10 protein-coding genes are annotated in these 24,994 nt (G+C 65.0%); 8 read left to right on the forward strand and 2 right to left on the reverse strand.

The annotated features are described in order from the left end of the window. Positions 1-2: 2 nt before the first annotated feature. Entirely contained in the window at positions 3-800 is a 798-nt protein-coding gene (gene fhuF / locus C2L66_RS17220) for a siderophore-iron reductase FhuF (protein ID WP_060606979.1), read from the forward strand. After that, positions 797-1,837: an ABC transporter substrate-binding protein gene (locus C2L66_RS17225; RefSeq protein ID WP_060604334.1), complete on the forward strand. Its 1,041-nt coding sequence runs from the start codon at positions 797-799 to the stop codon at positions 1,835-1,837. Before fhuF ends, C2L66_RS17225 begins: the two co-directional genes overlap by 4 nt. A 620-nt stretch (positions 1,838-2,457) precedes the next feature. On the opposite strand, the gene C2L66_RS41265 is transcribed toward C2L66_RS17225, so the two are convergent. Together C2L66_RS41265 and C2L66_RS17235 are read right to left on the reverse strand one after the other, a co-directional pair. Further along, on the reverse strand, positions 2,458-2,679 hold the full coding sequence (locus tag C2L66_RS41265) for a hypothetical protein (protein ID WP_167352360.1): 222 nt from the start codon (positions 2,677-2,679) through the stop codon (positions 2,458-2,460). Then, positions 2,669-4,444, reverse strand: a complete 1,776-nt coding sequence (locus C2L66_RS17235) for a cyclic peptide export ABC transporter (protein ID WP_060604331.1) — start codon at positions 4,442-4,444, stop codon at positions 2,669-2,671. Before C2L66_RS17235 ends, C2L66_RS41265 begins: the two co-directional genes overlap by 11 nt. Before the next feature lie 255 nt (positions 4,445-4,699). Between C2L66_RS17235 and C2L66_RS17240 the strand changes: the two genes are divergently transcribed. The 6 genes from C2L66_RS17240 (at position 4,700) to C2L66_RS17265 (ending at position 24,982) form a co-directional block, all read left to right on the forward strand. Beyond that, complete coding sequence (locus C2L66_RS17240) at positions 4,700-14,296, forward strand: non-ribosomal peptide synthetase (protein ID WP_060604329.1); 9,597 nt, start codon at positions 4,700-4,702, stop codon at positions 14,294-14,296. Positions 14,297-14,307: 11 nt separating this feature from the next. Beyond that, positions 14,308-19,290 (forward strand): non-ribosomal peptide synthetase, encoded by a 4,983-nt coding sequence (locus C2L66_RS17245; protein WP_060604326.1) that lies wholly within the window; start codon positions 14,308-14,310, stop codon positions 19,288-19,290. A 16-nt stretch (positions 19,291-19,306) separates the two neighbouring features. Then, positions 19,307-20,305 (forward strand): GNAT family N-acetyltransferase, encoded by a 999-nt coding sequence (locus C2L66_RS17250; RefSeq protein WP_233444990.1) that lies wholly within the window; start codon positions 19,307-19,309, stop codon positions 20,303-20,305. Positions 20,306-20,369: 64 nt separating this feature from the next. After that, complete coding sequence (locus C2L66_RS17255) at positions 20,370-21,755, forward strand: lysine N(6)-hydroxylase/L-ornithine N(5)-oxygenase family protein (protein ID WP_060604320.1); 1,386 nt, start codon at positions 20,370-20,372, stop codon at positions 21,753-21,755. A gap of 48 nt (positions 21,756-21,803) precedes the next feature. Continuing rightward, entirely contained in the window at positions 21,804-23,993 is a 2,190-nt protein-coding gene (locus C2L66_RS17260; protein ID WP_060604317.1) for a TonB-dependent siderophore receptor, read from the forward strand. A 38-nt stretch (positions 23,994-24,031) separates the two neighbouring features. Next, on the forward strand, positions 24,032-24,982 hold the full coding sequence (locus C2L66_RS17265) for a GNAT family N-acetyltransferase (RefSeq protein ID WP_054933051.1): 951 nt from the start codon (positions 24,032-24,034) through the stop codon (positions 24,980-24,982). Positions 24,983-24,994 lie beyond the last annotated feature (12 nt).

The raw sequence follows: 24,994 nt of genomic DNA on the forward strand, positions 1-24,994 counted from the left end.
ACATGTCCTCTGCCGCACCATCGTTTGCATCGCTGGTCGCCGATACGCCGTTCTCCGCGTATGTCGAACGCGTGTGGCTCGGCGTGCCTGCTGAAACTTCAGACACCGGCGACGCCGCGCAAGTGCGCGTACCGCTCACGCAACTCGCGACGCAGCGTAAAGCGATCCTCGATGCAATGCTCTTGCGCTACGGCGGCGATCCCGAACGTCATGCGCGCGCGCTGCTGTCGCAGTGGAGCAAATACTATTTCGGCCTCGCGGTGCCCGCCGCGCTGGTGTCGGCGCTCGTCTTGCAGAGACCGCTCGACATGAATCCTGCGCGCTGCCTGCTGTTGCTGCGCGAAGGCATGCCCGAAGCGCTGTATCTGCCGCACGACGCACTTGCTGACCCAACTGACGATCCCGCGCGGCGATATGCGTCGCTGGTGGATGAGCATCTGCGCGGCGTGATCGATCTGCTGGCGAGCATGACGAAAATCGCGCCGCGCGTGCTATGGAGCAACGTCGGCAATCTGTTGGACACGTTGTTCGGGCAATGCGCGGCCGTGCCGGGCGCGGCCCGCGACGCCGCGTGGATGTTCGGATCGGGTGCGCTGTTCGGCGGCGACGAGCCGAACCCGCTACGCGTGCCGGTGCGCGACGTGACGCCGCGCTCCACGCTCTTGCCCGCGCCGTTTCGTGCGCGCCGTGTCTGCTGTGTGCGCTATGAAATACCCGGAGAAGATCAACTGTGTGCGAGCTGTCCGCTATTACTCACGATGAGCGACGAAGACCTCGCGCGGCAAGAGGCGATGCGATGAAGCAGGCGCTACGGGTGGCCGCTTGCGCTGTTTGCGCCGCGTGCGTCGCATTCTCGTGTACCGCGAGCGCGGCAGGCGCGACGTCCGCGCCTCGCGATGCAGGTGCGCTTGCGTGCGCGCCGCTGTCCGCCAATCCCACCGTGACGCAGGCGAGCGCCACGCTGCCCGCGCATCCGAAGCGCATTGTCGTGCTCGAATTCATGTTTGCCGAAGCGCTGCTTTCGCTCGACGTGACGCCTGCTGGGATGGTCGACACCGCGTATTACCCGTCGTGGATCGGATATGGCGTCGAACGGATGCAGTCGGTGCCTGACGTCGGCACGCGCCAGGAGCCGAGCCTCGAAGCGATTGCCGCGCTCAAGCCGGACCTGATCATTGGCGTTGGCTTCCGGCATGCGCCGATTTTCGGCGCATTGCAATCGATTGCGCCTACCGTGCTGTTTCAGTTCAGCCCCGAGATGAAGCTCGACGGTGCGCAGGCGACGCAGCTCGAATGGGCGCGCAGGATCTTCGATACGATCGGGTGCATGACGGGGCGCACGGTGCAGGCGCAGGCGATTGAACGGCAGTTGGATGAAGGATTGGCACGCGATGCAAAGCGTCTTGCGGATGCGGGCCGCACGCATGCGGACTTTGCGTTGTTGCAGGAGCTGGGGTTGCCCGATCGGTACTGGGCGTATACGAGTAACAGCATGGCGGGCGGAGTCGCCAGGAAGCTGGGTCTGACGTTGTGGCCCGCGCAACCGACGCGTGAAGGAACGACCTACGTGACGTCGGAAGATCTGTTGAAACGCCCGCAAATGAGTGTGTTGTTGACGAGCGCGACCGGTCCGGAGGTGAAGCTCGAGGCGAAGCTCGATTCGCCGGTGTGGAGGTTTGTGCCGGCACGGCGTGAAGGACGGGTGACGCTGGTCGAGCGTAATGTTTGGGGGTTTGGTGGGCCGATGTCGGCGTTGAGGTTGTCACGGGCGGTGACGGATGCGGTGTTGTCGTTGCCGACGGCTGAAGCGCAATTGGGGGTTTCCGCTTCGCGGTGATGTTGGTGGTGGTTTGGTTTGGTTTTGCTTTTGCTTTTGGTTTTGCTTTCGCTGGCATCCGCGATTCGTTAGCGTGCTTCACGCGTCGCCCCTGTGCGGGGCGGCACCTACTTTTCTTTGCCGCCGCAAAGAAAAGTAGGCAAAAGAAAGCGGCTCACACCGCCAGTGCTAGTTCTTGCCTGAGGGCCCCCAAAGGTTCCTGCACTTCACACGGCAACCACGTGACCCACGTTCGTTGCCAACGCTCTAAACGAGCGCCTCACCCGCTTCACACACCCGTGTTTGAGCATGCGGCGCCAGACAGTCCACCGCCGCCCAGGTGGCAAACTGTGTGTCGGCCCTCGGTGCTCCACACGCTTCACTCCAGACCGATAGCGCACGCGTCCCACCCGGTAGGAGCGCCACCCTATACGACGCGACAACCTACACACAGTTTGCCACCTGGGCGGCACATACCGTTCGCTGCCGCTTGACCGGGTACGGATATTTGAAGCGGGTGAGGCGTTTGTTCGAAGCGTTGGCAACGGGCACCAACCAAGGCGCTAGTGTGTGAAGGATGGGGACGTTGGGGGCCCGTGGGTAAACGTCAAGAATTGGCGGTGTGAGCCGCTTTCTTTTGCCTACTTTTCTTTGCGGCGGCAAAGAAAAGTAGGTGCCGCCCCGCACAGGGGCGACGCTTGAAGCGAGCTAACGAAACGCGGATGCCAGCGAAAAGGCAAACGCACGGGGGCGACGCGGGAAGTACGATAACGAATCGCGGATGCCAGCCCAAAACCAAAACCAAAACCAAAACCAAAACCAAAACCAAAACCAAAACCAAAACCAAAACCTTCAACCCACATCCACCTGAACGCACGGCACACGTCCCGTGCCATCCCCAACATCCTCCCGCGACCCCCGTCGCGTTTCATTAACGATAGCCCCGTTATCCAACTTCAACACGCGATCCGCAAGCGAAAAGTACCGATCATCATGCGTAATCACAACGACAGTCTTACCGCGTCCGCGCAACTCCGGCAACAGTTGCTCATAGAACACAGCCTTGAACGACGGGTCCTGATCCGCCGCCCATTCATCGAACAGATAGAACGGCCGATCTTCCAGATACGCAACAACGAGCGCAAGGCGCTTACGCTGCCCGGTCGACAGCGCGCGAGTCGAGAACGTACCGTTTTCAACGCTAACCTTATGATCAAGCGCAAGCCTGGCGATCAGCGCATTAGCCCGTGCATCGGCCGCGGCGCGCGCGCCACCGTTGTCGTCGGGATCGACAATACCGAGCAGCGTGTCGAACAGATGGAAGTCGTTGAACACCGTCGAGAAGCGCTCACGGTATGCGGGCCGTGTATCCCGCGTGACAGCAGAACCATCCACTTCGATGACGCCGACTTCCGGCTCATATAGACCCGTCAGCACCTTCGCGAGCGTCGTCTTGCCGCTGCCGTTGCCGCCGACGATAAACACCAGCTCGCCCGGCTTGAAGGTCAGATCGATCGGTCCGATACGGAACATGCGCTCGTCGCGCTCGTGAAAATACGCATGCGTAATGCCGCGCAGCGCGAGCGTGCCGAACGCGGCGGCCTGAGCGCCAACAGCGGGCGCCGGCAAGACCGCCGCGCCATGCGGCTCCTCGAACTCGGCAAGCACGCGCTCGATGCGTTCAAGCGACACGCGCGCTGCGTTGACGGTCGGCAGATTGTTCAGCAGGCCATCGAGCGGCACCAGCATGAACAGAAACACAATCACGTAACCGGCGGCCGCTTGTGCATCGGCGTGCACGCCGATCGACGGCAGGAAGGTCGCGGCGCCGAGAAACACATAGAACAGAAAGATGATCCAGCCCACGCCGATCGCATAGGCCACGAACGCGCGGCGCCGATGGTCGCGCACTTCATTGATGGCGGCGCCCAGTTGCCCGTCGACGAATTGCCGCGCGCGCTCGCGATGCAGCTTCAGTTCCTTCGCCCCCGCGAACAGCGAGCCGAGATAGTCGAACAGCCGGTCTTGCGCGCTGCCCGCTGCTTCGAGCGAAGCAATCGCGCGAATGTCGCCGAACCGGTAACCGAGCGAGCCGATCACGATCGCGCTGAGCGCCAGCACGCAAACAGGCCACGACAGCCACGCAAGATACGCAAGGCAGCCCGCGACGATCGAGCCATGCATGACGATGTTCGGCAGCGCGAAGAACAGCATCGACACGTTGGTGGCGTCGTCGGTGAGGATCGATTGCACAGGCGCCGCGCCGACACGCTCGACGTCGCGCAACTCCGCCGCCGCGACACGCGCGGAAACGTGCTCGCGCATGCGGCCCATCGTGTCCTGCGAAAGTCCTGCGAACAGCACGCCCGAAACAATGCGTGCGATCAGCGCGACCAGCGCGCACGCGGCGAAGCGCAGCGCGAGCGGCAAGTCGGCGGCGGCGGGTGCGCTCAGTGCGCGGTTGAGCGTCGCGACCAGCAGCACGCTCGACACGCCATTCGCAATGCACGCGACCAGCGCGAGCGCAAGCGCGCCGCGCGAGCGTCGCAATAGCGACAACAGCAGACGGGTAGCGGGTTTGTTCGGGCGATCCGAACCATTCACGGGCGGTGCGTTGGAAACAGTCATCGAAAGCGGGCGTGAGAGTGAAGGTGCGCAAGGCGCATGAAGGGTTATCCATCCAATAGACGTTTGGGCATCGCAAAACTTTAGTTAAACGGGCGCGAACGCGAGCAAGCAAGGACTCCGCAGAATTTATTCCGCTGCAGGGGTAAATTTTTTTTCGCGCGATTCGTCACCTGTGTGAAGCCGCTGAAATCGGGACCGGGGCAAACCGTGCCCCGATGCAGCGGTATAGCGGCCTTGCCGAAGGACTTCACACGAATGACGACTTTTCCGACTGCCTTGCATCTTCGCCTGCGCGAACTCTCGCGCAGCGCGCCCAACGCACCCGCGCTCGCCGCGTTTTCGCCGCATACCGTGCGCATGTCGCGCGGCGAACTCGACGCTCGCGCGTCGCAGGTCGCGGCGGTGTTGCGCGCGCGTGGCGTGGGGCCGGAGGTGCGGGTGGGCGTGTGCATCGACAGGTCGTGCGATCTGTTCGTCGCGTTGCTCGCGGTGCTGAAGGCGGGCGGCGTGTTCGTGCCGCTCGACCCGCGTCATCCCGCGCAACGTCTCGACTGGATGGCGCGCGACGCGGGTTTGCGGCATGGCATCGTCACGCGCGCGGCCGACGCAACGATGCGCGCCAGATTCGAACACTGCATCGAAGTCGATGCAATCGACAGCACCCACGCCCTTGCATTCGACGATGCGCAGGTGCATCCGCGCTCCGCGGCGTACATGATCTACACATCGGGTTCGACGGGTACGCCGAAAGCCGTGGTCGTCGAGCATGGCCCGCTTGCCGCGCATTGCGACGCCGTGATCGACGCTTATCCGATGACCGACGCGGACCGCGTGCTGCATTTCGCTTCCGTGAATTTCGACCTCGCGCACGAGTATTGGCTTGCGCCGCTGGCGGCAGGCGCCAGCATCGCGATCACGCCGCCCGGCACCGTCGCGCCCGACGATGCGCGAGCGCTGGCCGAGCAGGAGCGCGTGACGATTGCCGCGTTTCCGCCAGCCTATCTGCGTGAATTCGCGCAAGCCGCGCGGCGTCACGGCGTGCCCGCTGCATTGCGCGTGCTCGCGTTCGGCGGCGAAGCGATGCCGGGCGATGTCTTCGCCGATATCCGGCAAACGTTTAGCAACGTGCGTTTGATCAACGGCTATGGTCCAACCGAGACGGTGATCTCGCCGATGCTGTGGCCGCTCGATGCGAGCCGCCCGTTTTATGACCCGTCATGCGCATCGTTGCCTATCGGCCGGCCGATTGGGTTGCGCACGGCTCGCGTGAGCACGCCGGAATCGGCTGATGGCGCGCCGACCGGCGATGGCTCGACAGGCGAGCTGTTGCTGGGCGGCGCATGCCTCGCGCGCGGCTATCACGGACGCGCGGCCCAAACGGCCGAGCGCTTCATCCCCGATGCAGACGGCGCGCCAGGTTCGCGTGTGTATCGCACGGGCGATCTCGCCCGTCTGCGCGCGGACGGTACGTATGACTACATGGGGCGTATCGACGATCAGGTGCAGATTCGTGGCGTGCGTGTCGAACCCGGCGAGATCGCGCAGTGCCTGCGCTTGCATCGTGGAGTGCGCGACGCGGCAGTGCTGGTCGAACAGATGGCCGGGCGCGTGCAGTTGACCGCTTGTGTCGTGATCGAAAGCGCAGTCGCTGAAAGTGCATTGCGCGAGCATCTGTCGCAGCACTTGCCGGAAGCCTGGCAGCCGCATCGTTTCGCGCTGCTCGACGTACTGCCTTACACGCTGAACGGCAAGCTCGATCGCGAATCGCTGCGCGCACGCGTTGCGTCGCAATCGACAGTCGCGTCGTATCGCGAGCCGCAAGGCGAAACGGCGCGCAAGCTCGCTGCGATCTGGCAGGCGATTCTCGGCGATGAGCCTGTCGGCCTCGACGACCGCTTTCTTGCACGCGGCGGCGACTCGATCGCGATCATGCGTCTGCAGGCCTCCATCCGCGCGGAACTGCGCGTGAATCTGCGGCTGGATGCGCTATTCGCCGATCGTTCGCTCGAAGAACTCGCGGCGCTCGTCGACGCGAGCGAAGTCGAAGAGCCTACGCAGCCGCTGCCATTGAAAGCGGCCGCGAGAAGCAAGACGACAGCGGATTACGCGGACCATCGCGCGTCATTTGCGCAACAGCGTTTCTGGGTGCTCGCCCAAACGCGCGACGCGGGCGACGCTTATCACATCGCTGCGCACTGGCACATTCGCGGTTCGATCGATCACGCGTTGCTGGACAAGTCGCTCGCGCAAGTGATCGAGCGTCACGAAGCGTGGCGCACGACGCTGCACGAAGACGACAACGGTATCGTGATGCAGCGCGTTCATGCGCAGATCGCCGTGCCCGTCGATCAGACCGATCTGCGCGGCGTCGCGCTCGCGTCACGCAAGACACGCTCGAGCGAACTCGCCGACGAGCACGCCACGCGGCCTTTCGATCTGCAACGCGGCCCCTTGCTGCGCGCATCGCTCGTCACGTTCGCTGATGATGAGCATTGCCTGATGCTGACGGCACATCACGCGATCAGCGACGGCTGGTCGTCGCGTTGCGCGTTCGCGGAACTGGCGCAATGCTATGCCGCGCTGTCGGAAAGCCGTGCTGCTGCACTGCCCGTACTCACGGCGCAATACGCCGACTTTGCGCAATGGCAACGCGAATGGCTCGATGGCGCGGAACGCGAGCGGCAACTCGGCTATTGGCGCGACGCATTGAAGGACGCGCCCGCGCCGCTCGCATTGCCTGTCGATCGCACTGTACCCGCAGCGCGCACGCTCGTCGGCAAGCGCGCTTCGCGGCGGCTCGATCCGCAGGTATCGGCGGCTGTGCGCGAGCTCGCAAGCAGCGCGCACGCATCGACATTCATCGTGCTGCTGACTGCGTTGCATGCGTGGCTGCATCGGCTGACGGCCGCGACGGATGTCGTGATTGCCGCGCCTGTGGCCAATCGTCAGCGCGCCGAAGTGGCGAATCTGCTCGGTCTTTTCATCAACACGGTCGCGTTGCGCGCACACGTTTCACCGAACGCGCCGTTCAACGCGTTGCTCGCGCAGGTGCGCGACACGACGCTAGGCGCATACGCGAACCAGGACATCCCGTTCGATCAGGTGATCGATGCCGTCAAGCCGCCCGTGCGGCGCGGCGAAGAATGGCTGCGTGTGAAGTTCGCGCAGCAGTTCGTGTTCGACGACCCCGTCGCGTTGCCGGGTGCTGTTGCAACGTTGACGCCCGGCCCCGACAACGCGGCACGCTTCGACTTCGCGCTGGACTTCACTGACGACGCGCGCGGTATCGAACTGGTCGCCGCGTGGGCCACGGATTGCATCGACGATGCGACCGCGCAGGCATGGCTCGATAGTTTCGCTGCGCTCCTGACGGATAGCGTGGCGAATCCTGCGCTCGCTGTTTGCGCGCTTGCTTGTGGCGAGTCGCGCAGCAACCTGCTTCAAGGCCGCGCGCAGACCTTCGAATTCGCCGATGTCGTGGCGGCCTTCACCCATCACGCGAACGCCACGCCCAGGCAGATCGCCGTCACGGACGCGCAGCGGCAACTGAGCTTCGAAGAACTCGACCGCGTTTCGTCGCGTGCCGCGCGCGCGTTGATCGCACACGGCGCGGGCGCGGAACGGGCTGTTGCGCTGTGCATCGACCGCTCGGTCGATTTCGTCGTCGCACTGCTCGCCATATTGAAAGCGGGCGCGATGGCCGTGCCGCTCGATCCCGTTGCGCCACGCGAGCGTATTGAAGCTTCAGTTGCAGCATGTGACGCACGCTGCGTGATCGTGGCCGCCAACGCGCCGCAGATAGACAGCAAAGCCACCGTTCTGTCGCTCGATGCATTGATCGGCACACACGGCGACGCCGCACACGTTTCGATTGCACCCGAACAGGCCGCTTACCTGATCTACACGTCGGGTTCGACGGGCACGCCGAAGGGCGTTGTCGTCTCGCATCGCGCGCTTGCCGACTACGTGCAGGGCATGCTCGACGAACTGAAGGTCGCGCCCGGCGCGAGCATGGCGATGGTATCGACGGTTGCCGCCGATCTCGGCCATACGACGCTGTTCGGCGCATTATGTTCGGGTCGTACGCTGCATCTGCTGCCGAAAGAAGCAGCGTTCGATCCCGACCGCTTCGCCGCGACGATGCGCGAACGTGACGTCGGCGTGCTGAAGATCGTGCCGAGCCATTTGCATGCGCTGCTCGACGCGCAGCAACCCGCCGACGTACTGCCGTCGCACGCGCTGGTGCTGGGCGGCGAGCCGCTGCCGTGGGCGCTGGTCGAACGGATCACGTCGTTGCGGCCCGCGTGCCGTGTGATCAATCACTATGGCCCGACGGAAGCGACCGTCGGCGCGCTCACGTTCGACGCGAGCGCGAATCTGAACGATGCGAGCGCATCGGCAGGCGTGCCTACCGGGCGTCCGCTGCCGAACGCGCGCGCGTGCGTGCTCGATGCGAACGGCGCGCCCGTTCCCGTGGGCGGGATCGGCGAACTGTATCTGGGCGGGCCGGGCGTTGCGCGCGGCTATCTGGGCCGCGCCGCCGCGACTGCGGAGCGTTTCGTGCCCGATGCAAGCGGTGCGCGCATGTATCGGACAGGCGATCGCGTGCGTTTGCGCGCGGACGGCGCGATCGACTATCTGGGCCGGCTCGACGATCAGGTGAAGATTCGCGGCTATCGCGTCGAGCCCGGCGAAGTGAGTGCGACGTTGCGCGCACTCGACGGCATCAGGCAGGCGGAAACGCTGGCGATCCATGAAGACGGCCGTGCGCATCTCGCGTCGTTTGTCGTCGTGCAAGGTGCGGGCGACGAAGCGTCGCTACGCGCGCAACTCGCCGCGCGACTGCCCGATTACATGGTTCCCGCGACCTTGACGCTGTGCGACGCCTTCCCGGTCACGCCGAACGGCAAGATCGACCGCGCGAAGTTGCGCGAGCTTGCGCAACAGCCCGTCGCGCAATCGGCGAGCGAAGCGCCGCTCGAAGGCACGGAACGCGTTCTCGCGGACGTATGGAAAGAAGTGCTGCGCGCGGAACGCGTGGGCCGCGACGACAACTTCTTCGAACTGGGCGGCGATTCGATCCTCGCGTTGCAGGTAATCGCGCGTTCGCGCAAACGCGGCGTGCGCTTTACCCCGAAACAACTGTTCGACAAACCGACCGTCGCGCAACTGGCGCAAGTTGCGCAAGCCGTTACCGTCGCCGAGCCGAAAGCGCAAACGCGCGCTGTTTCTGAACCCGATGCATCGCATGTTGCGTTGACGCCTGCGCAGCGCCGCTTTTTCGAGTTGACGATTCCCGCGCGCCACCACTGGAATCAGGCTATCGAACTGCATGCGGCCGGGCGCTTCGATCTCGACGCATTCGCGCAGGCGTTCGCCGCAGTGCTCGCACATCACGACGCATTCCGTTTGCGCTTCACGCAAGACGCCTCTTCTTCGTGGGGCGCGCGCTATGCCGACAAGCCGTTCGACACGTTGCCCCTCGTCGCTATTGAAGCGCGCGACGAACACGATGCGCTCGCGCAATTCGACGATCTGCAGCGCCGCTTCAACCTCGCGCGGGGTCCGCTTGCGGGTGCGCTCGTCGCGATGTTGCCCGATGGCACGCCACGCGTGTGGATGGCGGTTCACCATCTGATCGTCGATGGCGTGTCGTGGCGCGTGCTGCTCGAAGACCTCGATACCGCCTACGTCGCGGCACGCGAGCGGCGCACCATCAGGCTCGCAGCGCAAGGCGCGCATGCGCCGGACTGGGCGCAGCGCCTCGCCAGCCATGCGGCGGCGCTTTTCAGCAAGGAACTGCCGTACTGGACCTCGATGCAGCACGCGAGCGCGGATTTGCCGTTCGACGATCCGCAAGGCTCGGCGACCAATGCCGACGCGTGCACGGTGGAATGGACAATCGACGCCGCGCTCACGCAGACACTGCTTACGGATGCGAACGCCGCATGGCGCACGCAGACCATCGACCTGCTCGTCGCCGCGCTCGCTCACACTTTGGGCACAAGCGTCGAAACGAATTCGCTGCTGATCGAACTCGAAGGCCACGGACGCGAAGCGCTGTTCGAAGACTTCGACGCGAGCCGCTCGATCGGCTGGCTGACGAGCCACTATCCCGTGGCGCTGCCCATCGGTGCATCGAGCGCCGACACGCTCACGGCCGTCAAGGACGCATTGCGCGCGGTGCCGAACAAGGGAGTCGGCTTCGGCGCGCTGCGCTATCTCGCCGATGACGCGACGCGGACGTCGCTTGCCGCGCTGCCGCGTCCGCGCGTGACGTTCAACTACCTTGGCCAGTTCGGCGACGCATCGACCGAGCGCGCGCTGAGCGCACGCTTTGGCGGCGCGGGCTGCGAGCGCGATCCGGCCGGGCCGATGTCGAATGCACTGGCGATTCACGCGCATATCGACGGCGCGCGCAAGCTCAACGTGCATTGGGTCTATAGCGCGGCGATGTTCGAGGCCGGCACGGTCGAAAAACTCGCGCGCGCGTTCGAAACCACGTTGCGCGAGATCGCGGCGCGCTGCATCGAACGTGTGTCGAAACGCGGCGCGAGCGCCACGCCTGCCGACTTTCCGCTTGCGCAGCGCGCGGGTCTCTCGCAGCCGATGCTCGAGCGCCTAGAACTGGACTTGCGCACGGTCGACGACATCTATCCGCTGTCGCCGATGCAGCAGGGCATTCTGTTCCACTCGCTGTACGCGCCCGATCGCACCACGTATGTCAATCAACTCGTCGCGACGCTGACGTCGCCGGATATCGCGCGCGTGACGGATGCGTTCCATCGCATCGTGCCGCAACACGACATCTTGCGCACGAGCTTCTGGCATGACGCCGACGTGCCGTTGCAGATCGTGCATCGCCAGGCGAAGCTGCCATTCGCCGTGCTCGACTGGCGTGGCCGCGATACGCGGGACGCGAGCTTCGAGCAATGGCTCACGGAAGATCGCGCGCAAGGCTTCGATCTGTCGCAGGCGCCGCTGATGCGCGTGACGCTGGTTCGCCTCACCGACGACGAATGGCGGCTCGTGTGGACGCGCCATCACTTGCTGCTCGACGGCTGGAGCACGGCACGCATGTTCGCCGACGTATTGCGCGATTACATGAGCGAGCGCCGCGCATTGTCGTTCGGCCAGGCGGCGCGCTTGCGCTATCGCGACTTCATCGCGTGGCTCGATGCGCGCGATCACGACGCCGACAAGGCCTTCTGGCTCGAACGCCTCGCACGCTTCGACGAGCCGACACTGGTTGCGCCGAACGCGTCGCCGGAACATGCTGCCGCCGCACCCAACGACGTCTGGCGCGCGCAACTCGATGCTGCCACAACCGCTAAGCTGACGGCGCTCGCGCGCAGCCTCAGGCTGACGGTGAATACGCTGGTGCAGGGCGCGTGGGCGCTTGCCTTGCAGCGCATGACCCATCACACGACGGTCGCATTCGGCGCGACGGTCGCGGGCCGGCCCGACGCACTGCCCGACGTCGACAGCGTACTCGGGCTGTTCATCAACACATTGCCCGTCATTGCGACGCCCGCGCCGCAGCGGCGCATCGCCGACTGGCTCGCGGACCTGCAGCGCGACAACGCGGCGAATGCCGAGCACGCGCACACGCCGCTCTTCGACATCCAGCGTTGGGCGGGACAGGGCGGCGGCGCGATGTTCGACACGCTGGTCGTGTTCGAGAACTATCCCGTCGATCCCGCCTGGTCGGCGAACGACGAGCGCGCGCTGCGCCTGTCGGACATTCGCAGCGTCGAATCGACCGATCTGGCCGTCACGCTGGTCGTGCAGGCGGGCGACACGCTGACGATCGACTACGGCTACGACACGGCGCGTATCGATGAAGCGCGCGTGCAGACGCTGCATCGCGCGTTCAATGCATGTGTCGAAGCGTTCATCGCCGATCCGCATGCGTTGCTCGGCAGCGTGTCGATCGCGACACGGGAAGATTGCACGCAACTCACGCGCTTCAACGAAACCGCGCGGACATGGCGCGATGAACAGCAGCTGCCGCTTCATCGCCAGTTCGAAGGCCATGCGGCCGCGACGCCGGACGCAATCGCGCTGGACTTCATCGACGCCAAAGGAAACCGCACCCGTGTCACGTATGCCGAACTCGATGATCGCGCGAACCGCGTGGCTGCTGCGTTGCTGAAGGCAGGCGTCACGGCGGACAGTGTGGTTGCGCTGTGCGTCGAGCGGTCTGTCGACATGGTGGTTGCGCTGTTCGGCGTGTTGAAGGCGGGTGCAGCGTATCTGCCCGTCGATCCCGACTATCCCGCCGATCGCATCGCCTATCTGCTCGACGATGCGCGGCCCGCCGTCGTGCTGTCTCAACGGACGCTGCATGCGCGCGTGACCGATGCGATCCGCAGCGACAGCGCGTGCCTGCTGTGCGTCGAAGAACTCGATGCGAACGCCGCGCTCGACAGGCCCATCGCCGTCGAGTCCGATCAGCTTGCGTACCTCATCTACACATCGGGTTCGACGGGCAAGCCGAAGGGTGCGGGCAACACGCATCGCGCGCTGGCGAATCGCATCGCGTGGATGCAGGAGGCGTACCGGCTGACGCCGCAGGACGTCGTGCTGCACAAGACGCCGTTCGGCTTCGACGTTTCCGTGTGGGAGTTCGTGTGGCCGCTGTCGGTGGGCGCGACGCTCGCCGTCGCCGCACCTGGCGATCATCGCGACCCCGCGCGTCTCACGTCCGCCATCGCCACATTTGGCGTAACGACGCTGCATTTCGTGCCGTCGATGCTTGGCGCGTTCCTCGGCTATCTGAAGGACTTCGATGCCGCAGCGCATTGCGCGAGCATCGCGCGCATCGTGGCGAGCGGCGAGGCGCTGTCGCCCGAACTCGTGGCGCGCGCGCGTGCGCTGCTTCCGCAAGCGCAATTGCACAACCTGTACGGCCCGACGGAAGCCGCAATCGACGTATCCCACTGGACCTGCACGGAGGCCGACGCGCGGGCCGTCGCGGTCCCCATCGGCAAACCGATTGCAAACATTCAACTGCATGCGCTCGATGCGTCGCTGCATCCGTTGCCGGCGGGCGCAATCGGCGAACTGTATCTGGGCGGCGTCGGGCTGGCGCGCGGTTATCTCGGGCGCGCCGCGCTGACGGCCGAGCGCTTCATCCCCGATCCGTTCACGCCGGGCGCGCGTCTCTATCGCACGGGCGATCTCGTGTGCCGCCGCGCGGATGGCGTGCTCGACTATCTCGGCCGTGCCGATCAGCAGGTCAAATTGCGCGGCCTGCGTATCGAACCGGGCGAGATCGAAGCGCTATTGCGCGCGGCGCCTGGCGTGCATGACGCCGTCGTGATCGTGCGTGACGAGCAGTTGATCGGCTATGTCGCGCGACGCGCCGAAGAAGCATTCGATCAGGCCGCGCTGTTCGCGGCGTTGAGCGCGCAGTTGCCTGCTTACATGGTGCCCGCTCATGTGATCGAACTCGACGCGTTGCCTGTCACGCCGAACGGCAAGTGCGACCGCAACGCGTTGCCCGCGCCGTCGCTGCAAACGGCAGACGTGGCCGAACCGCAGACCGATACCGAGCGCGAACTCGCCGCGATCTGGACGCGCGTGCTGCGCATCGACGCGAGCCACGCGATCGGTCGCGATGCCGACTTCTTCGCGCTGGGCGGACATTCGCTGCTCGCGACGCAGGGGAACGCGCAAATCAATCTGCACTGGTCGCTCGCGCTGCCGCTGCGCACGCTGTTCGAGGCCCGCACGCTGTCGCGCTGCGCGGCCGCCATCGACGCGGCGCTCGAAGCGCGCGGCGCTCACTCACTCGACGACGCAGCGCGCGCGATCGATGCGCTGCTCGGCGAACTCGAAGCGCAATAAGGAATGATCGAATGACAGCCAAACCCGACCTGCTGGCGCTCGCCGCGCGTTTCGCGCAATTGCCGGATGCGCAGCGCAAGCTGTTTATCACGAAGCTCGGTGAAGCGGGCATCGACTTTCGCGTATTGCCGATTCCCACGCGCGCGGACCGTTCGTCCGCCGTGCCCGCCTCGTTCGCGCAGACGCGGCTGTGGCTGCACGCGCGCATGATCGACGAGCCGGCGGCGTATCACGTCACGAGCCGGCTGAGGCTCGACGGCGAATTGAATCGCGCGGTGCTGCGGCACGCATTCGATGCGCTGATCGCGCGTCATGAAGCGTTGCGCACCACCTTTGCCGAATCCGCGGATGGCGGCGTCGAGCAGGTCGTGCAAGCGCCTGCGCGGTGCCCGTGGCGCTTCACCGATCTGTCGCGCGCGGCGAAGGAAGAGCGCGAACGCATCGCCGCGGATGTGGCGGCGAAGGACGAAGATCAGCCGTTCGATCTGGCGCAGGACTCACTCGTGCGCGTGCATCTGATCGCGCTCGACGACTCGACCCACTGGCTCGTGCTGACGATGCACCACATCGTCTCCGACGGCTGGTCGATCGACGTGCTGCTCGACGAACTGGCCGCGTTCTATCGCGCTTATGCCAACGGTGAAACGGTTGCGCTCGCACCGCTGCCCGTTCAATACGCGGATTTTTCGCTGTGGCAGCGCCGCTGGCTCGATGCGGGCGAGGCCGAGCGTCAGCTGCAATTCTGGCGCGAGCAGGTGCGAGCGGATGCGGGCGTGATCGCATTGCCCGGCAGCCGCGCACGCCCGATGCAACGCAGCGCGCGCGGTGGCCGACATTACTTCACCGTCGATGCCGCGACGGCACAACGGGTGCGCGCGCTCGCCCAAGCGCGTCGCGCGACGCCCTTCGCGGTGCTGCTTGCGGCCTTGCATGCGTTGCTCGCGCGGGCGAGCGGCGAGCCGCATGTGCAGATCGGCGTGCCTGCCGCGAATCGTGAGCGCGCGGAAACGGCGGGGCTGATCGGCTTCTTCGTCAATACGCTCGCGGTGGCCGCGCGCGTCGATATGCGCAAGCCGTTCGACGCGTTGATCGACAACGTGCAGCGCGCGCTCGTCGATGGTCAATCGAATCAGGACGTGCCGTTCGAGCAGGTCGTCGAAGCACTCGGCGTGCCGCGCAGCGCGAGTCATCATCCGCTGTTCCAGGTGATGGCGTCGTACGCGGCGCGCCGCGCATTGCCCGCGTTCGACGACGTGCGCGTGACCGATCTTCCGTTCGGCGCGCCGTATGCGAAGTTCGATCTGACACTCGGCTTCGAGGAGCGCGAAGACGGCGCGCTCGATGCCGCCTTCGTCTACTCGACCGATCTGTTCGACGCCCCCGCCGTGCAGCGGATGGCGGGCGAGTACGCACAGCTGCTCGACAGCGCGCTGGCGTCGTCGCATGCGCCCGTCGGCGACCTCGAATGGCTGACACACGGCGAGCGCGCGCAGCTGGACGCGTGGAATGCGTACGAACGCGCGGACGCGCCATTCGTCCCCGTCCATGCGACGCTCGCGCAGCATGCGCAGAACAAGCCCGACGTCAGCGCGGTGACGGACGCGCGCACGACGCTCACGCGCGCACAACTCGATGCGCGCGCCGCGCGGCTCGCAGCGCGGATGATGGCGGCGGGTGTCGGCGCGGAAACGCGGGTCGGCATCGCGGTCGGGCGCTCGACGGATCTGTTCGTCGGGCTGCTCGCTATTCTCAAGTCGGGTGGCGCGTTCGTGCCGCTCGACCCGACGCATCCGCGCGAGCGCCTTGCGCATATCGTCGACGACGCGTCGATCGGACATGTCGTCACCGAGCGGCGCCATGTGCCGAAACTTCCGCTGCGGCACGGCACGCGCCTATGGCTGATCGACGCGGAAGACGAAGCGGTGCAAGACGAAGTCGCCTGGCACGAACCGGCCATTGCACCGACGCAGGCCGCGTATCTGATCTACACGTCGGGCTCGACGGGCAAGCCAAAGGGCGTCGTGGTCGATCACGCTTCGATCGCAATGCACTGCGCGGCGATTGCCGCGCGCTACGGCATGCGTGAGAAGGATCGCGTGCTGCACTTCATGTCGATCAACTTCGACGGCGCGCATGAATGCTGGCTCGCACCGCTGACGGCGGGCGTCGACATCCGCATCACCGACGATGCATTGTGGCCACCCGCGCAAACCTGCGAAACGATCGCGAATGAGCGGATCACGATTGCCGCATTCCCGCCGAGCTACGCGCTGCAAATGGCCGAATGGGCGCGCGCGCATGGCGCGCCGCGTTCGTTGCGCTCGCTCACGGTCGGTGGCGAGGCGACCTCGCGCGAAGCCTTCGCCGCGCTGCGGCAGGCGTTCCCTGATGTACGCGTCGTGAACGGCTATGGTCCGACGGAGACGGTGATTACGCCGTTGCTATGGATGATCGAGGCGCACGAAGACGCGAGCGATATCGCCGATGCCGCGTATCTGCCCATCGGCACGCCCGTCGGCGAGCGCACCGCGCATGTGCTCGATGCGAGTCTGCGGCCGTTGCCGACAGGCGTGACGGGCGAACTGTATCTGGGCGGCACGGGCGTCGCACGTGGCTATCACGCGCGCGCCGCGCTGACGGCCGAGCGCTTCGTGCCCGATCCGTTCGGGCCGCCGGGTGCGCGGCTGTATCGAACGGGCGATCTGGTGCGGCGGCGTACCAACGGCGTGCTGGAGTTTGTCGGCCGTATCGATCATCAAGTGAAGGTGCGCGGATTGCGTATCGAGCTTGGCGAGATCGAAGCGCGCCTGATGGCGCACGACGATGTGCGCGATGCGGTGGCCGTGGTACGCGGAGCTGGCGCGGATGCGGCGCTCGCGGCCTATGTCGAGCTCAGCGACGAGGCACGCAAGCGCAATGCGCGGATCGATGGCGATGTGCTCGCAGCGCATTTGCGCCGCGCGCTGCCCGACTATATGGTGCCGCCGCATCTCATCGTGCTCGATGCGCTGCCGCGCAACGCGAACCGCAAGATCGACCGCGCGGCGTTGCCGGAGCCGGTGCGCGTCGAGCGTGTATTCGATGCGCCCGCAGCGGGCATCGAAACGGCGCTCGCGGCGATCTGGTGCGAAGTGCTGCGCGTCGAGCGCGTGGGCCGTGCCGATCACTTCTTCGAACTGGGCGGCCATTCGCTGGCGGCCGTGAGCGTGGCGACGCGCGTCAGCGAACGGCTCGCGCACGACGTGCCCGTTCGCACGCTGTTCGAAGCGCCGACGCTCGCCGCGTACGCACAGCGTGTGGCCGAATCGCCGCGTGTCGGGACGCGCGAGAGCGTGCGTCATGAGCCGGAAGGGAAAGAGGCAACCGACCTTGCGCTGAGCGATGCGCAACGCGCGCTGTGGTTTCTGTGGCGCGCGCAGCCGGAAAGCGCGGCATACAACATTCCCGTCGCGCTGCGCCTGCATGGCGCTGTGGATGTGACCGCGCTGGAAAGCGCGTTCGATCGCGCAGCGCATAAGCACCCTGCGTTGCGCGCACGTCTGGTATCGCCGAAGGGCGCGGCTGAACCGCGTCAGGTGATCGACGCGCATCGTCGCGTGACGCTGCCCGTCGTCGATCTGCGAGCGCTTGCTTCGACGGATGAACGTATAGCGGCGGCGACGCGGCTAACAGATGAAGACGCACTCGCGCCGTTCGATCTCGCCAAGGCGCCGCTGTGGCGCGCGCGCCTGATTCGCCTCGGCGATGAGGATCATGTGCTGTCGGTCGTGATCCATCACATCGTTGCCGATGGTCATTCGATCGACGTGTGGCTGGGCGACGTGCAGCGTACTTATGCGGCATCCGCGACAGGCGAGCCGTCCAGCGCGTCGCCGATGAAACCCGTGTTCGCCTCCCGCACGAAGCCGAGGCACGCCGACCTGAAGTACTGGCGCGACGCATTGCGCGACGTACCGTCGATGCGTTTGCCGCAGCCTGCGGGCGAGCGTCCCGTTTCACCTGAATGGAGCGCGGGACGCATCGCGTTCGCGTTCGACGCGCGTACGGTCGAGCGCGCGAAGGCGCTGGCGATGTCGTCGCACGCCACGCTGCCGATGCTGTTGCACGCGGTGCTGAACGTCGCGCTCGCACGTCAGACGGGCGCGCTCGATCAGGCGGTCGGCGTTCTCGCATCGACACGCGATGCCGGCACCGACGACGCGATCGGTCTCTTCATCAACGCTGTCGTGGTGCGCACGGCGATGCGCGAAGCGGGATCGCCGCGCGAAGTGATTGCCGCCGTGCGCGAAGCGGCGCTGGGCGCGTACGCGCACGTCGCCGTACCGTTTGCGCAGGTCGTCGACAGTATGCGTGCGTCGCGCACCGCGAACGGCAATCCGCTCTTCCAGGTGATGTTCAACTATCTGCGGCCCGCGCCAGGCGGTGCGCATCAGTGGCGCGGCGTCGAAGTGGATGAGTTCAACGACGTGCGTCATCGCGTGGTGTTCGATCTCGAACTCGATATCGTCGAGCATCCGGATGGCCGTGTGACGGGTGCGTTCTCGTATGGACGCGAACTGGTGGATGGCGAGTTCGTCGCGCGTTTGTGTGCCGATTATCTGGCCGTCGTCACGCGCTTTATTGACGCGCCGGAAGAAGCGATTGTCATTCCGGGCGAGATGTCGATTCCTGCGCCGACACCAGCGCATCACGCGCGCGTCGATCCTTCGCCGCGTGCCGAACGGCTCACGCATGCGCTCGCACGCATCTGGGCCAATACCTTCGACGGCGACGCGCCCGGTCACGACGACAACCTGTTCGAAGCAGGCGCAACGTCATTCGACGTCGTGCGCTTCGTCGATGCGGCGGGTGCGGCGGGCTACGCGATCGCGATCGACGACGTGTTCGTCCATCAGACGCTAACGCGCGTGGCTCACGCGCTGTCGCTGCGACTCGACGCGAACGTCGCACAGGACGCACGCGAAACCGCTACCGAGGTGCGCGATGCACGCTGATTTCATACGGAGTGACATGAACACGTTCAAACAGCCGTCGCTGGCGGCGTATCTGAAAGGCGACGCGGTCACGGTGGCCGAAGACGGCCGCGCCGAAGGCATCGTTCTGCACGCGCGTTGGACCCGCGAAAAGGGCCTGCGCATCGTCGAATGGTGCAAGGGGATTTCGCCGCTCGGGCAACGCCGCGCGGTACTGGCGGCATTCGGCGCGGCGTTTGGAGTCGCGGGTGACAGCAAGTCGATCGCGCTCGATATCGACAAGCTGCATCGCGATGCGTTCGACTCGCTGCGTCACAGCGGCGTGCTGACGGCGCAGAACCTATGCATGCGCGACGCGTGGGCGCAACAGCCCGATTTGTGGCTCTCGCGCGATGCCTCGACACCGCACGCGGCGCTGTCTTATGCGATGACGGACGGCGCCCGGCATCCGCGGCGCGCACCTTATGCGGACGGCGTCGTGTACGCGCGCGATGTGCCGGAGTTCGGGCATCGCTTCACGCTGCAGACGGCTTGCGTCGCGCAGCACCTCGAACAGCTGCATGCGTGGATGAACGAGCCGCGCGTCAATGCGTTCTGGGGCGAGGCGGGCACGCTCGACGCGCATCGCGCGTACCTCGAACGCGTGCTGTCGACGCCCCATGTGCATCCGTTGATCGGCGCGTTCGACGGCGAGCCGTTCGGTTACTTCGAAGCGTATTGGGCCAAGGAGGACCGCATTGCGCCGTTCGCGGCATCGACGGATTTCGACCGCGGTCTGCACATGCTGGTGGGCGATACGCGCTGGCGTGGCGCGGCCTGTGTGGCGGCATGGCTGCCGTCGCTCGTGCATTACCTCTTTCTCGACGATCCGCGCACGCAGGCGGTCGTGTGCGAGCCGCGTCACGACAACGCTCGCATGATCGATTACCTGAAGCAGCATGGTTTTTCGAGAATCGCGCATTTCGATTTTCCGCACAAACGCGCGTTGCTGATGCGCGTGGTTCGGGAAGCATTCTTCGATGGCCGTCATCTGTGATGCGCCGCTGCGCTTCCCGTCACACGCATAACGTTCGTCGCCACTGGTAGAAGGGAGACATTTCATGAGTCAACGAGAATACATTCACGATCTGATCGGCATCGGCTTCGGGCCGTCGAATCTCGCGCTGGCCGTGCGCCTCGCGGAGAACGGCGGCGCGCCGGGCGCACACTGCTTCATCGAACGGCAGCCGGAGTTCGGCTGGCATCGCGGCATGCTGCTCGACGACAGCCGCATGCAGATTTCCTTCCTCAAGGATCTCGTCACGATGCGCGATCCGAAGAGCCGCTTCACGTTCATCAACTATCTGTTCGAGCGTGGACGTCTGCAGGATTTCGTCAACCTGAAGAGCTTCTATCCGACGCGGATCGAGTTTCATGACTATCTGCGCTGGGTCGCGAGCGCATTCGACGATCAGGTGCACTACGGCGAATCGGTCACGCAGATCGAGCCCGTCACGGACGAGAGCGATCCGCGCACTGTCACGCACTTGCGTGTGCACTCGCGCGATGCGCAAGGCAAGGAGCGGCAGCGGCTGACGCGCGCGTTGTCGGTGGGCATGGGCGGCGTGCCGCAGATTCCGGCCGCGTTCGCGGCCTTGCGCGATGCCGCCGTGATCCACTCGTCGAACTATCTGACGACGATCGGCGCTGTGATGGGCGATGGCATGGGCGGCACGGCGCGGCGTCGCGTGGCTGTCGTCGGCGGCGGCCAGAGCGCAGCTGAAGTGTTCATCGATCTGACGCGCCGCTTCCCGCATGTCGACGCGACGCTCGTGATGCGCGCGCCCGCACTGAAGCCCGCCGACGACAGCCCGTTCGTCAATGAAATCTTCAACCCGTCGTTTACCGATCTCATCTATTCGCAGCCGAAGGACGCGCGCCGCTCGCTGCTCGATACGTTCCGCGACACCAACTACTCGGTGGTGGACCGTCCGCTGATCGAGCAGATCTATGAATTGCTGTATGTGCAAAACGTGAGCGGCACGGCGCGTCATCGTCTGCTGAACAACTGCGCAATCGAATCGGTGCGTGAAGTGCAAGGCGAGCAAGGCAATGAAATCGACATGCGTCTGCGCGACGGGATGGGCGGCGATGCACGTGCCGAACGTTTTGACGCCGTGGTGCTCGCAACGGGCTATCGGCGCGATGCGCATCACGCGCTGCTCGACCCGCTCGCCGACGCATTGGGCAAGCCCGTCGAGCAATGCGAAGTCGCGCGCGACTACATGCTCGCGACGCCCGCGCATTTCCAGCCGCGCATCTATTTGCAAGGCTGCTGCGAAGACAGCCACGGTCTGAGCGACACGCTGCTGTCGATCCTCGCGCGCCGCGCGGACGAAATCGCGGCTTCGCTCGAAGCAGGCAACACCGAAAACAGTTTCGAAGTTCAAACGCGCACAGGGGCGCAAACCGGGGTGAGCGGCGGCCGCGTGGCTTTCGCTCTTTGATAACAACTAGCGGCGCGACGCGCCGTCATCGATATTCCGAGGTATCAGATGGAGTGGGTCACAGGCACGCAGCGGCGTGCCATTGCTGCGGCAGCCAGCATGACTTTTCTCGCCACGGCAACAGGTTACGCGCAGGCGCAACAGGCGCCGGACAACCAGAACAGCGCGCCAGACAAGACAGCGACGTTGCCCGCCGTGAAGGTGCAAGGCACGGCGGCGGGCGATACGGAAGGCTTCGTCGCGCATCGCACCGCGACGGCGACGAAGACGGATACGCCGCTCGACGAAGTGCCGCAGACGGTGAACATCGTGACGGCGGCGCAGCTCGAAGAGCAGGGCGCGACCTCGATTAACCAGGCGCTGCGTTATGTGCCGGGTTTTTCATCGTACGGCGCGAGCACGCGCTCGGACTGGTACACGGCGATTCGCGGCTTCACGCCGAGTGTGTTCGTCGACGGCCTGCAGGTGCCCAATACGCTGAACCTGGCGAGCTGGCGCGTCGATCCGTATCAGGTGGAGAGCATCACGGTGCTGCGCGGCCCGACGTCGGTACTTTACGGACAAGGCGACCCCGGCTCGCTCGTCGACATTCAGACCAAGCAGCCGACCGCCGAGCGTATCCGCGAAATCGAATTGCAGATCGGCACGGATGCGCGCAAGCAGATCGGCATCGACCTCGGCGGCAAGATCGACAAGGACGGGACGCTGACGTACCGCTTCGTCGGCGTGGGGCGCGACGGCAACATGCCGACGGGACCGAACCCGGACCAGCGTCTGATGTTCGCGCCGTCGATCAAATGGCAGCCCACGGCCGATACCTCGTTGACGCTGTACGCGACCTATCTGCGCGATAACACCGACGTGTCGGATAACTTCCTGCCCGCGTCCGGCACGATTTTGCCAAACCCGAATGGCGTGATCTCGAACGATCTCTATACGGGCGACGGCAACTTTGCGCGTTACGACAAGCGGCAGTGGTCGGTCGGCTATCAGTTCGAGCACCGCTTGAATCCGACCTGGACGTTCCGCCAGAACACCCGCTACATGCATCTGTCGTTGAACAACTCGACGGTGTACGGCGGCGGCCTCGATTCATCCGATCCGACGCAAGCGTCGCTGACGCGCTACGCGGGACTGTTCCAGCCGAACTATTCGCGCTTCGACATCGACAATCAGGCGCAGGCGCAATTCCACACCGGCTCGATCGGACATACGGTGCTGCTCGGCTTCGAATACAACCGGCAGTTGTCGACGGATAGCGAACAGCTCGCGCTGGCGCCGAGCCTGAACATGTTCAATCCCGTCTACGTTCCCGTGACGTCGGATATCTTCAGCGGGCCGAATTCGTTCGGCTATAGCGATACGAAAACGAAGCTCGACAGCTTTGGCGTCTACGCGCAGGACCAGATCAAGCTGACGCCGCGCGTCGTCTTCACGATTGGCGGCCGCCAGGACTGGAGCCGCAACACGACGACGAACACGGTCGCGGACACCGAACAGCGGCAGAACGATCACGCGTTCACGTATCGCGTGGGCGCCGTGTATCTGGGCGATTACGGTTTGTCGCCGTATATCAGCTACGCGACGTCGTTCAATCCCGTGATTGGCGTGAACGCGGACGGCACGCCTTTCCAGCCGACGAAAGGCAAGCAGATCGAACTCGGTTTGCGCTGGCAGCCGTTCAACAAGAACCTGATGTTGAATGCGGCCATCTATCAGATCAACCAGACCAACGTCACGACACCCGACCCAACCGATCCGACAGGGACGTTCAGCGTGCAGACGGGTGAGGTGCGGTCGCGCGGCATCGAGTTCAGCGCGGTCGGCAACATCACGCGCGATCTGAGCATCATCGCTTCGTACGCGTATCAGGATGTGAAAAACATCAAGGCCAACGACGATTCGCTGAACAAGTGGCCCGTCGCGATTCCGTTGCCGCATCAGACAGCTTCGCTGTGGGCCGATTGGACATGGCACACGGGACCGCTGACGGGTCTCGGTTTCGGCGCGGGTTTGCGTTACGCGAGCTATAGCGCGGGCGCGGCGGACAACTCGCTGCATGTGCCGGGCTATACCGTCTACGACGCCGCCGTGCATTACGACATCAGCAAGTGGCGCTTTGCAGTGAACGCGACGAATATTTTCAACCGCCGCTATGTGACCGGTTGCCAGAGCGCCTTTGCGTGCTTCTACGGCAACCAGCGCACGGTACTGGCGACGGCGCGTTACGACTGGTAAGCACCGCCATTCGATCATTTGAGGAAAGGAAGACAAGCATGAACGCTCGCGTGGCCTTTGAGGAACTCGTTCCAACGCCGGACGGCTTTGCATTGTCGGCGTGGCCGCGCGATGCGGCACCCGTGCAGCTACTGCCCGCGCTCGCGGAGATTTTTTGCCGCGATGCGAAGCGACAGCAGGTGTCGCTGACCTTGCCGTTCGAGCACGACGACGACGCGGCGCATGCGTTCGTCACACGCGCGATCCGCGAAGGCATCGCGGATACGGCGGAGCACGAAGGCTCGATGCTGCGGCTCACGACGTCGCGCGCGAGCTTCTGGCAGCAGCCGTCGCTGTGGCTCACGGCACCTTCTTCGGCAGGCATGCCGATGCGCTACACGATTCATCACAACCGGCGTCATCCCGTGCGCGCGCCGAAACCGAAGGGCACCGTGTATCGACGCTTCATGCCGACGGTCGGCATGACGTTCACACTGCGCACGGTCGACGTCGAGCGTGACACGGACACCTTTCACCATTGGCAGAATCAGGATCGCGTTGCGCACTTCTGGGACTTCAAAGGCACGCGCGAGCAGCATGCGGCGTACCTGGCCGAGCAGTGCGCGGACCCGCATGTGCATCCGCTGATCGGGTGCTTCGACGACGAGCCGTTCGCCTACTTCGAGGTCTATTGGGCGAAGGAGGATCGCGTCGCGCCGTTCTATGACGCGGGCGATTTCGATCGCGGCCTGCATTTGCTCGTCGGCAACAGCGATTATCAGAGCGCGGGCAAGCTGCGCGCATGGTTCAACGGCATCCTGCATTACATGTTTCTCGACGATCCGCGCACGCAACGCATAGTCGGCGAGCCACGCATCGATCACACGCGCCACATTGCATGGATGCACCGGCTGGGCGCGTTCACGCTGAAGGAGTTCGATTTTCCGCACAAGCGTGCGGCGCTCGTGATGGTGGAGCGCGAAACGTACTTCGGGCAGTTCGGGCCTTGAGAGGTTGCGCGC

This window comes from Paraburkholderia caribensis, from assembly GCF_002902945.1.
In the GTDB taxonomy this organism is placed as follows: Bacteria; Pseudomonadota; Gammaproteobacteria; order Burkholderiales; family Burkholderiaceae; genus Paraburkholderia; species Paraburkholderia caribensis.